Consider the following 13,672-nt stretch of genomic DNA (forward strand, 5'->3'; position numbering starts at 1 on the left):
ACAACGTACCGCCATGCAGTACACTTGATCCGTATTACGGTTTTTCTTGATTTTTTGCAATTAGCAAAATAGTCTGCTCCATACTAACATGGGAGGAGAAACAGAATGACACGCGCGGTATTTACAGCGACGTTATCCTTGGCCCTTGCCAGCTTCACGGCAGTGGCGGCGCAAGAAACAATCCGGCTTACGACCGTTTCCGGCTATCCAACAACGGCCACATGGGTCGGCAAGTTCGAAGAGATATTCGTGCCTGAGGTTGACAAAAATCTCGCCGAAACAGGCAACTACAAGATCGACTGGACCTATGGATGGGGCGGCGCGATCGTCTCACCGAAAGGCGAGCTTGAAGCAATCGAAAGCGGGCTAGCCGATATTGGCGTGGTCCAGACTGTGTTCCACCCCGACCGCCTGCGGGTATATGACATTGCCTATGCAACGCCGTTTGTGTCGACCGATATTGACCTGATTTCCGCCACCGTGAACGATCTGGCGCAAACCTTTCCCGCGATGCAGCAGGTGTGGGCCGACAACAACCAACACATGCTGACCAGTCTGGCGGCGGTCGATAACTATCAGATTTTCCTCAAGGGCGACTATACCGGAACGGAAAGCCTTGCCGGGCTGAAGCTGGGCGGGGCCGGTATGAACCTGCGCTATGTTGAAAGTGTTGGCGCAATCGGCGTGTCCTCGACGCTGGCCGATTTCTATAATGGCATCGCAACCGGGATCTTTGACGGCACAATCGTCTGGGCGACTGCGGCTGAATCCTTCAAGATCTATGAAGCCGCGCCAACCGTGGTCAAAGTGGACTTCGGCGGCGTCAACTCCATGGCGCTGACGATGAACCTGCAAATGTGGGACGGCCTGCCCGAAGAAGTCCAGACCGCGATGAACGCCGCGGCAGAGGTTTATCGCAAGGGGCTGGCGAATTATTCGATGGCCGAAGCCGAGCGGGCGCTGGATGCAATCGACGCGGCGGGTGCAACGATCATCAACGTGTCCGACGACGACCGTGCGGCATGGGCGCGGGGCATGGACAACATCGCGCAGGAATGGGCCGAAGAAGTGACGGCCACCGGTGCGCCGGGTGGTGAGATCCTTGCAGCCTATATCGCCGCGATGCGCGCCGCAGACCAGCCGGTCTTGCGCGATTGGGCAGCCCAATAGCAACGGCGGCACCGCCGGGCGGTGCCGGAACCCGGAGTTTGAAATGATCCTGACCTATGCGAACAGGATCTGCGCAGCGGCTGGCACTACGCTGGTCGTCGCCCAGATGCTCTTGATTTGTAGCGACATCTTCATGCGAAGCGCCTTTTCAGCCCCGATTGCTGGTGTGCCTGAATTGGTCGAACTGGCAATTGTGGGGTTGGTGTTTCTGCAAATCCCCAACGCCATCAAAACCGAGGCCTTCATCCGATCTGACGGCTTGTTCTACAGCCTCGCGGCACGCAACCCGATGCTGGGGCGTATCATCGACACCGCCTTTTCATTGGTGGGCGCGGCGGTGATGGCGGTGATTGCTTATGGCATGTGGTTCAAGTTCACCAACGCGGTGGACCGCAACCTGTTCACCGGCAATCCCGGCCTGTTCACCGCCCCGATCTGGCCCGCGCTGCTGTGCATCGTCGTGGGCGCGGTGCTTGGATGTCTCAACTACCTTGCCCGCAGCTATGCGGCGGCGCTCGGACAGACTTTACTCATTGCGGAGACCACTGATGAGCGGACTTGAACTTGGTTCCATTTCCCTGATCGTGATGATCGCATTGATCTATCTGGGGATGCATGTCGCGATCGCATTGGCCTCGGTGTCGTTCGTTGCCTTGTGGTTTTACAAAGGGAATGTGTTGGTGGCCCTGTCGCTGTCCACGCTGGTCACGAAGGATGCGATTGCGTCCTATTCCTTTGGGGTGGTGCCGCTGTTCGTGCTGATGGGAATGTTCGTCAACGAGGCGGGATTGGGCAAAGACATCTACACAGTCGCCAATTCTGCGTTCCGAAAACTGAATGGCGGATTGGGCATTGCCACCGTCGCCGCAAATGCCGTCTTCGCGGCGATTACCGGCATCTCGATTGCCTCGGCCGCGATTTTCACCCGGATCGCCGTGCCAGAGATGATGCGCTATGGGCATACAGCCAAATTCTCCGTGGGCGTGGTGGCCGGGTCGTCGGTCTTAGGCATGTTGATCCCGCCCTCGGTGTTGCTGATCGTTTACGGCTTGATCGCCGAAGTTTCGATTGCCGATATGTTCACCGCCGGAATACTGCCCGGGATCGTGTTGGCCATTCTCTACTGCGTGCTGATCTTGGCCTTGTGCCGCTTCGCCCCCGGCTTCACCGGCCGCGCCGTCGTTCCCGATGATGCGGTGGGCTTGGGGCTTATAAAATCCCTCACATTGCTGGCGCCAACCGTGGTGCTGATCACGCTGGTTCTGGGCGGAATTTACGGCGGCGTCTTTACCCCAACCGAAGCCGGTGCAGCGGGCGCATTCGCTGCCATGGTGATTGCGGCGGTCAAAGGCAAACTGTCGTGGCCCGTACTGTGGCGCCTGGCCTCAGATACTGGCCGGATCACCGCGTCGATCCTGTTCTTGATCATTGCGGCCAGCATGTATTCCAGAATGTTAGGCGTGCTTGGCATCCCGTCTTTGCTCGCCCAAGAGCTGACCGGGATGGAGGCCAGCTTTACCATGGTGCTGCTGATCTACGTCGCCTTGATGATCTTCCTCGGCACCATTTTGGATTCCACATCGATCATTCTGCTGCTGGTTCCGTTGTTCATCCCGGCGTTCCTCAGCTACGATGTCAATCTGGTCTGGCTGGGAATTGTGACGGTGCTCGGGGTTGAAATCGGTCTGTTGACCCCGCCCCTTGGCATCGCCTGTTTCGTGATCAAAGGCTCGCTCGAAGATCGGACGATCGGACTGAAGACAATCTTCCTTGGCGCCCTGCCCTTCGCCTTGACCATGGGCGTCGCCTTGTTGACGGTGATTTTATTCCCGTCCCTGACATTTTCAAATTGAAGGTAAAACCGATGCTTAAGCTGTACCATGCCGGAAATTCCGTGTGTTCTATCAAGGCACGTCTGGCCCTTGAGGAAGCCGAGCTGCCTTGGGAAGGTGTCGAACTGAACCTTGGCCGCGGCGACCAGCATGACCCCGAATACATGACGCTCAATCGCGCCGGGGTCGTGCCAACCTTGATCGATGCGGGCCGCGTCCTTGTCGAATCCAGCATCATCATCGATTATGTGGCCGGGCAAAGTGCCGGACCAAGTCTGATCCCGTCCGATCCCTATCGGGCCGCCCGCGCCCGTCAGTGGTGCCTGCGAGGCCTAGCCATGCACGCGGCAGCCAATACTGTCAGTTTCGCTTCATTTGGTCGTCTGCCGATGTTGGCGAAAACGCCAGCAGACCGCGACGCCATTTATGCCAGAATGCCCGATCCCGACGCGGCGGCGAAACGGCGCGATCTGGTCGATAACGGTGTCAACTCACCCCGGGTTGGTGCCGCGCTGGCCATCCTACGCCAGATGGCAGAAGATATCGAAGCTGAACTGACGGAAACCAAAGGCCCGTGGTTGGCCGGTGAACAGTACTCATTGGCGGACATCGCTGTCGCGGCCTATGTGTACCGCACCCAATGTGTTGGCTTGTCGCAACTGTGGACCGACACCTGCCCCAACATGACCCAGTGGTGGGCGGCGCTCACGGCGCGTCCGGCATGGCTGCGGGCCACCGAGCCTTGGCTGAATGACGACCAATTGGCGGTGATGGATCTGGAAGGTCGCAAGGCATTTGCCCCGATCTTGGCGGCCTGACAAAAGCCGCAGTCCAATGATGCGCGAGGCACACACTCAGGGGGAACCAGTTTCCCCTGTACCGCGTTTCTTCAGAGCCTTGACGTGGTTCAGAAAGATGACCCGATGCGTTTAATACCTTTTGCTGCTCTGCTGACTGCAGGATTTCTGTCGGCTTGTGCCGCATTTCAGTCGCCGCCCGTCTCAAATACCACGGTTCCAGAGCCTCGCACCCCCGTCGATTTGGATCGTTATCTTGGGGCGTGGTACGAACAGGCCCGGTTCGATCATTCGTTCGAGCGCGGCTGTTCGGATGTGTCCGCAGAATACGCGTTGCGCGACGATGGCAAAATCTCGGTCCTGAACAGCTGCGTCAAAGACGGAAAACCAAAGGTTACTGAAGGTGTCGCCACGCTGGCCGATCCGGGCGACAGTACCAAGCTTAAGGTCAGTTTCTTTGGCCCGTTCAAAGGCGATTACTGGATTTTGGATCACGCCGAGGACTATGCGTGGTCGATCGTTGGCGAGCCGAGTGGGCGTTATCTGTGGATTTTGACACGGGATAAAGTGATCAGCCCCGAGACCTTCGACGCGCTGGCAGCACGTGCGCAGGGCATGGGCTATTCCCTTGAAGGATTGATCCGGGTCGATCAATCCGGCCCTGTGCGTGAGTGATCAGGCGGAAAATACGCGGCGGTTAATCCAGCCGGACGGCAGCCTGTTCACGTGCGAGATCCCTCAACCGGCATATATCACGCCCCCCATCTGGTCCCAGGTGGGGGGCGTTTTCTGTTTGAGGCAGGCCTTGGCCAGGCCGGTCGTTGGTCAGACCGGCGCGACCAAAGCGGCCTGCTCTCGCAACGCGGTGCGTTTGAAGAACATGTAATACAGCACAGGCGCTGCGATCATGGTCAGGATTGAGGCAAACGCCAACCCGCCCATGATCGTCGCCGCCATGGACTGAAAAAACGCATCCGACAACAACGGCAGCATCCCCAGAATTGTCGTTGCCGCCGCCAAGAACACTGGCCGCAGCCGCGAGGTCGAGGCAGAAACGATGGCTTCTTCGAACGGCATGTCCGGGTTTGCCTCACGCGTTAGATCGATTTCTTCAACCAGCACGATCCCGTTCTTGATCAGCATGCCCGACAAGGACAGCAGCCCCAGAAGCGCGGTGAAGGTAAACGGCAATCCCGCCCCCAACAGCGCAAGGCTGACCCCGTTGACCGACATCGGCACCAAAAGCCAGATGATGATCGGTTGGCGCAGCGCGTTGAACAGCAGGACTGAAATCAGGACCATGATAATCAGGCTAAGCGGCAATTGCTTGCCCAGTGATGCTTGCGCATCGGACGAGCTTTCATATTCACCCCCCCACGCCATGGCATACCCTTCGGGAATGTCCATCGCTTCAATTGTGGCTTGTACCTCGGCCAGAACCTCGGTCGCGGTCACGCCCCGGGGAATATCGGCGCCGACCGTGATTACATTGGCCCGATCCCGCCGCAGCAACAGCGTGTCCTGCGCTTCAAACCGGAACCCATCGGTGACCTGTTCCATCGGCACAAAGCTGTCGCCGCTTTCGGAATAGATCACATGGTCGATCAAAGAGACCCCCGCGTCCGGCGCTGTGCGCAACACGATGGGGATCTGACGGTCGCCTTCACGGAACACCCCGGCTACCGTGCCATCGGTAGCGAACTGCAACGTTTCCGTAATTTGGCTGCGGGAGATGCCCGCCTCTTGGGCCCGGTCATCGGCATAATTTGGGCGCAGCACCAATTCCTTCTCGCGCCAATCCAGACGCGGCGCGATGATATTCGGCGATGCGGCGCGCATCCGTTCGACCGCCTCATCCGACAGATCCCGCAACACGGCCGGGTCAGGCCCAGAAAAGCGCACTTCAATCGGCGCGCCGCCACCAGGACCAAAGGCCAAGCGCTTGGCGCGGAATTCGCCCTGCGGCACGGCTTGTTCCGCGAAGGCCTCAAGTGCGTTCATTTCCCCCTCCATGACATCAAGCGACGCCACGCGGACGATCAGATGGCCATAGCTGGGATTGGGATCTTCGCTTTCATAGGTCAACATGAAGCGGGACGCACCCATGCCGGAATATGAGGTGACGGACACCACGTCGTCCCGGTCGACCAGCCAGTCCTCCAAGACCTTCAGGTCCGCGGATGTCTGATGAATGCCCGCGCCTTGTGGCAATTTGTAATTGACGAAATACAAGGGCGTATTGCTGTCGGGAAAGAACTGCTGCTTGATTTGGCCGAACAGACCATAACACACCACAGTGGTGCCGACCAACAACGCCAACACCAGCCAGCGCAGGCGCAGACTGACCCGCAAAACCCCGGCATAGGCCCGGAAAATCGCCCCATCATAGCCGCCGCTGCCACCATCCGCGCCTTGGCGAAAGAAATAGTGGCCCAGAAGCGGGGTCACGGTGATGGCCAACACCCAAGATAGCAGCAACGAGATGGCGATCACCGCAAAGAGCGAGAATAAAAACTCGCCCGTGGCATCCGGGCTAAGCCCGATCCCGGCAAAGGCCATGATGCCGATCACCGTCGCGCCAAGCAACGGAATCTGGGTCTTGCTGGCGGCATCCGTGGCCGCGTTGCGGGAGTTTTGGCCGCGCTGCATGTTGATCTGCATGCCCTCGGCCACCACGATGGCGTTGTCGACCAGCATCCCCATCGCAATGATCAGTGCGCCGAGCGAGATGCGCTCCATTTCAATCGATCCCAGCGCCATGAAGAACAGGGTGCCGACCACGGTAAGCAACAGCGTCGCGCCAACCACAACCGACGCGCGCCAGCCCATAAAGATCGCCAGAACCACGATCACGATGCTGACTGACATGGCAAGATTGACCAGAAAGGCGTTCGACGCCTCTTCGACCACCACATGCTGCTGATAGATCGGCGCGATGGTCACACCCAGTGGGATGGACGCCTTGAGGGTGTCGATCCGCGCGTCAACCGCATGGCCCACTTCGACGATGTTCTCGGTAGACAACCCGGCAACCCCAAGGCTGAAGGCTTCGACGCCGTCATGGCGCAGGATCAGGTTCGGGTTGGCTTCGCGGCCGCGATAGACATGCGCAAAATCCGCCAGATTCACAACCTGTCCGCCCACGCCCACCGACAGTGCCGCAATCGAAGACACGCTGTCCGATCCGTCGGGGCGCTGGATCAGCGTCCGGCCCGCCACCCCTTGGATAGACCCGCCGTCGACGATTTCGTCAGCGCTGGCCAATGCGCCTTGCATCACTTGCGGCGAAATTCCCAAGGATGTGGACAGGGCCAGATCAGGCTCGACAAAGATGCGTTCGTTCGGCGCGCCCGAAATCACGGCATCGGCCACCCCATCGACCAGCAACACTTCGCGGCGCAGGAAACTGGCCAGATCGTTGATTTCCCGGTCGCTGAACCCCGGCGCGGTCACTGCATAATAAAGACCGTAAACATCGCCGAAACCGTCATTGACATAAGGGACGGTGGCGCCACTTGGCAGTTCGGCTTCGCTGACCCGGTTGCGCAGCTTGGTCCAGATCTCGGGCAATTCTGTCCCGTCGAATTCATCCTGCATCTCGACGGTCATCCACGACAGCCCGGGCTGGTTCGTGGTCTCGATCCGCTTCACCTCGCCCATCTTTTGGATGACGGATTCCAGCGGTTCGGATACTTCTGTTGCGACCTCTTCGGCCGATGCGCCGGGGTATTGGGTGACCACCACCGCCACTTTGATGGTAAAGGCCGGGTCTTCCAGCCGCCCCAACGATGAAAATCCCCAGATGCCGCCAAGCAGACAGGTGAGGATCACAATCCAAGTGTAAATTGGCCTGTTAATGGAAAAACGTGCGATATCCATGAGAGGCCCTTTAATTTCCAAAGCCGGTAAAGCGGCGCACATCGGCGCCATCGGTCAAGGCAGCGGCGCCGACAGCCACGTATTCCTGGCCCATCTCTAGGCCTGAGACGACCTCGATCGTGCCGCGGTCGGTCGCGGCGATCGTGACCTGCGTTTGCGTCACCTGCCCCTGATCCGCGCCTGCGGGCGAAAACACCATGACATACGTGGTGCCGTCATTGCCGGTCACAATGGCCGATGCCGGCACCTCGATCCGCGGCGTCCCGGTTTGCAACGTTGCCGTCACTTTCGCGGATGAGCCGGGCAGCACTGTCAGATCATCGGGCGGAGCCATGCCTAGCGTGATCGAATAGGTCTGACCCACAGCCGCAGTTTCTGCGTTAAATTCACGCATTTCAAGGCGATAGCGGTTCGGGTTTCCGGGAAAATCGGCGTAAATCTCTACATTCGGATTGCGGCCGGCCTGTTGAAACAAGGTTTCCGGCACATCGATTTCGACCCTGAGATCGGACATGTCATGCAGGCGCACCACCGGCGTTCCCGCATCAATGGACGAATAGTTCGGAACCAGCCGCGAGGCGACCAACGCATCAAATGGCGCGTTGAGCGTGGCCTGCCCCAAGGCCCGTTCGGCGTTGCGTAGCGCGACCTGCACGAGGGCAACCTCTGTCTCGGTGTCTTGGATTGTGGTCGCGCTGACGGCGCTGCCAGCAAGCTGGCGATACCGGTCTAAAGTGCGGACCTCTTGCTGGCTGCGTGCGCGCGCCTCTTCCACTGACAATTCAAACGGTTCTTGGTCCAGTTTCGCCACCAGCGCCCCAGCGGGCACGAGTGCGCCTTCCTCAAGCGGAAATTCGACAATCTGGCCCGCCACTTGAAACGCCAAGTCTACCGTCTCGCGCGCGACCACGTGGCCAAAGAACACCCGTGTCAGACCAGAGCCATTGGCAGCCGCTTCTTCAATCTTAACGATCGGAGTTTGGGCCACACCCGGCTGCGGTATCGCTGTCAAGAGGGCCAAAACCCCCGCCAGAATTGCGATCTGAACACGTGTCACTTTGTAAAACTCCTATCATGCTGCGGCGCAAAGCTGTGCGAACCCCACTTAACAGGTCCGACCGCGGGAGGGACACCTATGGCGCAGGTGCCGCCACGTCTTGACATTTAAGGACAAATAATTGTCATTTAAGGACATGACCGATGTGATCCGCGCTGCCGCACTGAAAGGCTACCGAGACGTCATGCAAGAGCTTGTCGGGTCCCCCGCCCGCCTGCTTGTCGAGTTCGGGATCGACCCTAACCTTCTAGATGACGATGACGCGCTGTTGCCGATGGATGCGGTCTGCGGCCTGCTTGAGGCCAGCAGCGCGCACGCCCAATGCCCCGACCTTGGCTTGCGCATCGCTCGGCATCAGGACTTAGATGTTTTGGGCATCCTCGGCCTTGTGGTGCAAAATGCAAACTCGCCCGCCGAAGCCACCGAAATTGTCACCCGGTTCATCTTCTTGCAAGGCACCGCCCTCAGGATGCAAGTGCTGGCGCCCGGCACGTTGATGCCAGAGGCGTTGTCGATCACCCTCGCCATCGACGGCATTGCGCACTCACGTCAACGCCAAGCCATCGAATTGATGCTGGGCATGACGTTTCAGATCGGTCGGCGGCATGACCCGTTGAGGGATAAAGTGAAAGCAGTGTCCCTGCCGCACAGCCTTGGCGCAGACGCCGCACGCCATCACGCGTTTTTCGGGGTGCCCGTACTAGAGAACCAGCCTATCGCCGCCCTTCATCTGGATGGCCGGGCCTGGCAGGATCCGGTCCCCGGCGCCAATCTGCGCTTTCGGCACATGATCGAAGACCACCTCGAACGCCGAATGCCCGCGCCCACCCAACGATTGTCTGACCGCGTGCGCGGTGCCTTGCGCACCTTGATCGGAACACCGCAAGCATCCCGCGACGACATTGCCCGAGTCTTGGCCATCCATCCGCGCACCCTGCACCGGCAATTGCGGGCTGAAAACACCAGCTTTCAAATCATCAAAGACACGATGCGGCAGGAATTGGCGTTGAAATATCTGGCGGAAACCGAAGTGACCTTGGACCAACTGACGGCCTTGCTTGGCTTTCCAGAACAATCAGCTTTTTCCCGTGCCTGTCGAAAATGGTTCGGCGCCCCCCCCGGCGCCGTGAGAAGACACCATCGCACCCGGCCCTGAATGGAATCAAAGCCCGGAATGGACAGATGACGAGCGGTGGGATGGCCCGACCATCCCTATATTCGGGCGTCGTCATGGATAGAAACTTCCGCAGGTGCAGGCTACAAGCCCGACGACACCACTTTGGAGCCTTTGATGAAAATCCTTTCTGTGACCCTGCTATTGTTGGCCGGACATCCTGCTGCCGCTGACACCCTGTATTTCTCGGCCATTCCCGATGACGATGAAACCCGCCTCGTCGAGCGGTTCGGTGCCGTCGCGGAGTATTTGGAAGCGGAACTTGGCGTCGATGTCGAATACCTGCCGATGAAAAGCTATGCCGCCGCCGTCATGGCCTTCCGCAACGGCCAGATCCAGTTGGGATGGTTCGGCGGCTTGTCCGGCGTGCAAGCGCGCAATGCGGTTCCGGGATCGCGGGCCATTGCCCAAGGGGCCGAAGATGCCGCCTTCGTGACCTACTTCATTGCCAATGCCGAAGCCGGGATCACCCCGGACGACGCGTTCCCTGACTTGTCCGGGCACAGCTTTACCTTCGGCGCGCAAACCTCAACCTCGGGCCGGTTGATGCCAGAGTTTTGGATCCGCGAAGAAACCGGAGCCGCGCCAGAGGTACTGTTCTCGGATGTGGGCTATTCTGGGGATCATGGCCAGACGCTGCGCCTCGTCGCCTCAGGGGCCTATGACATCGGCGCGCTGAATTACACGGTCTATGATCAAGCCGTAGCCGACGGTGCCGCCGAGGTCGATCAGACGGTCGTGATCTGGAAGACCCCGGCCTATCCGGATTATAACTGGACCATCCGCGGCGACATTGATGCCACTTTTGGCGCGGGCTTCGGGGATCGGGTCCAAGCGGCATTGATCGACATGACCGATGAGGCGCTGCTGGCGTCGTTTCCGCGGTCCGGGTTCATTCCGGCAACCAACGCCTTGTATCAGCCGATCGAAGATACGGCGCGTGCGCTCGATATCATCGAGTGATGGCCGCGCCATTGGTTTCCTTTGATGGCGAAACCCTCGGGTGGGACGGTCACGCCGTCCTGCCCTCGCTGACGCTGCGCATCTCGCGGGGCGAACGCATCGCGCTTCTGGGACGAAGCGGCGCCGGGAAAAGCACTCTGCTTGGGGCGGTGCGCGACCGGATCACTGCCGAGCGCACTGCGTTGGTGCCGCAAAACCACGGATTGGTGGATCCGCTGTCGGTGTTCCATAACGTCTGGATGGGACGTCTGGACGATTTTAGCACAGCGCGGAACTTGCGGACATTGGTGTGGCCATCCAAGCAGGAACGGGCCGAAGTTGACGCCGTCCTGTCCCAAACAGGACTAAGCGGTCTGGACCGGCGCGCGGTTGCCAGCCTGTCTGGCGGCCAAAGACAACGGGTCGCTGTGGCCCGCGCTCTGCTGCGCGGCGGTGCGGTTGTGTTGGCCGATGAACCGGTCTCGGCGGTCGATCCGTCGCAAGGTGACGCGCTGCTGGGAGATCTGTCATCCCGGTTCAACACCGCTGTTTTCGCCCTGCACGATGTGGGACAAGCCCTTCGCTTTGCGACCCGGATCATCGGGTTGCGCGCGGGCGCAGTGGAACTAGATGCCGCTTCTGCCGATCTGGACCCGGCGACGGTGATGGGGCTTTACCGATGAGACTGCACCGGCGGACGGTGCTTCTGGCGTTTCTAATTGTCACCGGGATCGCGCTTGGCCTCAGCGATTTGTCAGCGCGGCATCCCGATCCCTGGCTGACGCTAACGCAGATGGCGCATGGCCTGCTTGCGCCGGATTTCTCAGATGTGAGCGGACTGGCGCAGGCCACCGGCCTGACCCTTGCCTTCGCGTTTTGCGGGGTGGGTCTGGGCGCGTTCGCGGGCTTGGCACTGGCACCGTTCTATCACCGTGCCGCCGTGCGCCTGCCCTGCATCGCCGCCCGCGCAGTGCATGAACTGTTTTGGGCGATCCTACTGATGAATGTCACGGGCATTTCGCCGCTGACCGGTGTTTTGGCGATCGGAATTCCCTATTCCGGTATTTTCGCCAAAGTCTTCGCCGAGTACTTGGATGAAGCCGCCCCCGACGCCGACCGGGCGCTGCCACCGGGGCTGCCCGCAGCGATCCGGCTGATCTGGGTGCGAATTCCGCAATGTATCCCGCAGATGAAGGCCTACACCCTGTACCGGCTGGAATGCGGGTTGCGGTCCTCGGCAGTACTTGGGTTTATCGGCCTTCCGACGCTGGGCTTTCAGCTAGAGACCTATTTTCGTCAGGCGCATTATGGCGAAGCTGTCGCCGTTCTGGCGATTTTCTTCGCCCTGATCCTGCCAATCCGTCGCTGGATGATCTGGCGGCTGGTGCCTGTGTTCCTCATGGCCTCGGCTGTCAGCCTGTGGTTTGTCCAGACCCCGCCAATGGGCGCGGGGGCAATGTCGCGATTTTTTGCCGATCTTGTGCCAGCGCCGCTGCGCACGGGTGCCGGGTGGGGCGACTGGCTGCGGCGCGTGTTTGTCGATCAGGCTTGGCCCGGGGCTGTCGATACACTGGTGCTGTCCCAAGTGGCACTGGCCGGATCGGCGATCCTTGCCGCGGTTGCTTTCCCGTTGATCGTTCCGGCAGTGGCGGGCCGCATAGGGGCCCTCTTGGGTCATGCCATTTTGGTGCTGTTTCGGTCGATCCCGGAATACATGCTTGCCTTTATCTTCTTGCAAATCTTCGGCGCATCGATGTTGCCCGCGATCTTAGCGCTGGCGCTGCATAATGGCGCCATTATCGCCCATCTGCTTGGTCGGCAGGCGGATGGGCTGTTGCATCGCCCGGATGCCCCGCGTGGTCTGACATTATGGGCGTGGGATCTGTTCCCGAGGCTAAGTGGCAACTTCTGGGCGCTGTGCCTGTACCGCTGGGAGATCATTTTGCGGGAAAGCGCGATCATGGGCTTACTGGGGATCGGGACCTTGGGCTTCTACATCGAAAAGAACGTTCAGGAATTACGCCTCGACCGGGTGGTTGCCTTGCTGGCGGTGGCGGTGGTGCTGACCTATGCCATCGACCGCATATCGCGGCACCTGCGTCAGCGGATGCGGCTGGACGGCGGCCAACCTTTGGTCTGGGAAACCGAGGAGGCCCGCCGAGGCTGCTAGTACGAGAAACGCGCGAAAGTTGGTGATGCCCTGAGGGGCGGCATATCATGGCGGAGTTCAGACGCCGTCAATTCTCAGCCGAGAAAAGGATATGCCACATGTCAGAGTCTACCATCACCCAACTGCCCGATCCATCGGGATTTAGTGCCGACCCATTCACGGATGTCATTCGCGATGGCGCGCGCAAGCTGATCGAACAGGCGATCCACGCCGAACTGGCCACGCTCATGGCCGCCTTTTCTAAAGAAACGCTTGAGGATGGTCGGGCACGTCTTGTCCGTCATGGTCACCTGCCGGAACGCGATGTGATGACGGGGATTGGTCCTGTGCCCGTGAAGGTGCCACGTGTTCGAGATCGGGGTGCTTACGAAGACAAGATCACCTTCACGCCCAGCATCCTGCCGCGTTATCTTCGCAAAGCGAAGTCGATCGAAGAACTGCTGCCATGGCTTTACCTCAAGGGCGTGTCCACGGGAGATTTCACCGAGGCACTGGAGGCGCTGCTGGGTCCGAAAGCCAAGGGGCTATCTGCCAAGACCATTACGCGGCTGAAGGCCGACTGGTGGATGGACTATGAGCTCTGGCAGAAACGTGACCTTGGCTCGCGGAGATTTCTCTACATCTGGGCGGATGGCGTCTACTTCAAACCAC

Annotated in this window: 12 protein-coding genes; 10 read left to right on the forward strand and 2 right to left on the reverse strand. The window is 59.7% G+C overall.

Annotation, left to right across the window (positions count from 1 at the left end):
- The first annotated feature begins 105 nt into the window (after nucleotides 1-105).
- The 5 genes from BV911_RS12965 (at nucleotide 106) to BV911_RS12985 (ending at nucleotide 4,474) form a co-directional block, all read left to right on the forward strand.
- A complete protein-coding gene (locus BV911_RS12965) occupies nucleotides 106-1,170 on the forward strand; it encodes a C4-dicarboxylate TRAP transporter substrate-binding protein (RefSeq protein ID WP_086054048.1) in 1,065 nt (354 codons plus the stop codon).
- 43 nt (nucleotides 1,171-1,213) lie between these two features.
- Nucleotides 1,214-1,732 (forward strand): TRAP transporter small permease subunit, encoded by a 519-nt coding sequence (locus BV911_RS12970; RefSeq protein WP_086054049.1) that lies wholly within the window; start codon nucleotides 1,214-1,216, stop codon nucleotides 1,730-1,732.
- Nucleotides 1,719-3,023, forward strand: coding sequence for a TRAP transporter large permease (locus BV911_RS12975; protein ID WP_086054050.1), 1,305 nt, complete (start codon nucleotides 1,719-1,721; stop codon nucleotides 3,021-3,023). Before BV911_RS12970 ends, BV911_RS12975 begins: the two co-directional genes overlap by 14 nt.
- 11 nt (nucleotides 3,024-3,034) lie before the next feature.
- On the forward strand, nucleotides 3,035-3,820 hold the full coding sequence (locus BV911_RS12980; RefSeq protein ID WP_086054051.1) for a glutathione S-transferase family protein: 786 nt from the start codon (nucleotides 3,035-3,037) through the stop codon (nucleotides 3,818-3,820).
- Nucleotides 3,821-3,925: 105 nt separating this feature from the next.
- Entirely contained in the window at nucleotides 3,926-4,474 is a 549-nt protein-coding gene (locus tag BV911_RS12985; protein ID WP_086054052.1) for a lipocalin family protein, read from the forward strand.
- A gap of 150 nt (nucleotides 4,475-4,624) precedes the next feature.
- On the opposite strand, the gene BV911_RS12990 is transcribed toward BV911_RS12985, so the two are convergent.
- Nucleotides 4,625-7,678, reverse strand: coding sequence for an efflux RND transporter permease subunit (locus BV911_RS12990; protein ID WP_086054053.1), 3,054 nt, complete (start codon nucleotides 7,676-7,678; stop codon nucleotides 4,625-4,627).
- Between the two features lie 10 nt (nucleotides 7,679-7,688).
- The gene (locus BV911_RS12995) at nucleotides 7,689-8,735 is read right to left on the reverse strand and encodes an efflux RND transporter periplasmic adaptor subunit (RefSeq protein ID WP_086054054.1); all 1,047 of its coding nucleotides are present in this window, start codon (nucleotides 8,733-8,735) and stop codon (nucleotides 7,689-7,691) included.
- 121 nt (nucleotides 8,736-8,856) lie between these two features.
- On the opposite strand from BV911_RS12995, the gene BV911_RS13000 reads away from it, so the two are divergent.
- From BV911_RS13000 to BV911_RS13020, 5 genes are all read left to right on the forward strand, one after another.
- Entirely contained in the window at nucleotides 8,857-9,891 is a 1,035-nt protein-coding gene (locus BV911_RS13000; RefSeq protein WP_139840087.1) for an AraC family transcriptional regulator, read from the forward strand.
- Between the two features lie 135 nt (nucleotides 9,892-10,026).
- On the forward strand, nucleotides 10,027-10,872 hold the full coding sequence (locus tag BV911_RS13005; protein ID WP_086054056.1) for a putative selenate ABC transporter substrate-binding protein: 846 nt from the start codon (nucleotides 10,027-10,029) through the stop codon (nucleotides 10,870-10,872).
- A gap of 11 nt (nucleotides 10,873-10,883) precedes the next feature.
- Complete coding sequence (locus BV911_RS13010; RefSeq protein ID WP_240512243.1) at nucleotides 10,884-11,534, forward strand: ATP-binding cassette domain-containing protein; 651 nt, start codon at nucleotides 10,884-10,886, stop codon at nucleotides 11,532-11,534.
- Complete coding sequence (locus tag BV911_RS13015) at nucleotides 11,531-13,021, forward strand: ABC transporter permease (RefSeq protein WP_086054058.1); 1,491 nt, start codon at nucleotides 11,531-11,533, stop codon at nucleotides 13,019-13,021. The genes BV911_RS13010 and BV911_RS13015 overlap by 4 nt, the downstream gene beginning before the upstream one ends.
- Nucleotides 13,022-13,119: 98 nt before the next feature.
- A partial coding sequence (locus BV911_RS13020; RefSeq protein ID WP_205963854.1) for a transposase occupies nucleotides 13,120-13,672 on the forward strand: 553 nt, incomplete at its 3' end.

The sequence above is a fragment of the Pseudoruegeria sp. SK021 genome, from assembly GCF_002119405.1.
Classification (GTDB): domain Bacteria; phylum Pseudomonadota; class Alphaproteobacteria; order Rhodobacterales; family Rhodobacteraceae; genus Meridianimarinicoccus.

What these genes read in the sequence shown, in the direction of transcription:
- BV911_RS12965 (WP_086054048.1), top strand. Translation starts at nt 106, where the DNA reads ATGACACGCGCGGTATTTACAGCGACGTTATCCTTGGCCCTTGCCAGC.
- BV911_RS12970 (WP_086054049.1), top strand. Translation starts at nt 1,214, where the DNA reads ATGATCCTGACCTATGCGAACAGGATCTGCGCAGCGGCTGGCACTACG.
- BV911_RS12975 (WP_086054050.1), top strand. Translation starts at nt 1,719, where the DNA reads ATGAGCGGACTTGAACTTGGTTCCATTTCCCTGATCGTGATGATCGCA.
- BV911_RS12980 (WP_086054051.1), top strand. Translation starts at nt 3,035, where the DNA reads ATGCTTAAGCTGTACCATGCCGGAAATTCCGTGTGTTCTATCAAGGCA.
- BV911_RS12985 (WP_086054052.1), top strand. Translation starts at nt 3,926, where the DNA reads ATGCGTTTAATACCTTTTGCTGCTCTGCTGACTGCAGGATTTCTGTCG.
- BV911_RS12990 (WP_086054053.1), bottom strand. Translation starts at nt 7,678, where the DNA reads ATGGATATCGCACGTTTTTCCATTAACAGGCCAATTTACACTTGGATT.
- BV911_RS13005 (WP_086054056.1), top strand. Translation starts at nt 10,027, where the DNA reads ATGAAAATCCTTTCTGTGACCCTGCTATTGTTGGCCGGACATCCTGCT.
- BV911_RS13015 (WP_086054058.1), top strand. Translation starts at nt 11,531, where the DNA reads ATGAGACTGCACCGGCGGACGGTGCTTCTGGCGTTTCTAATTGTCACC.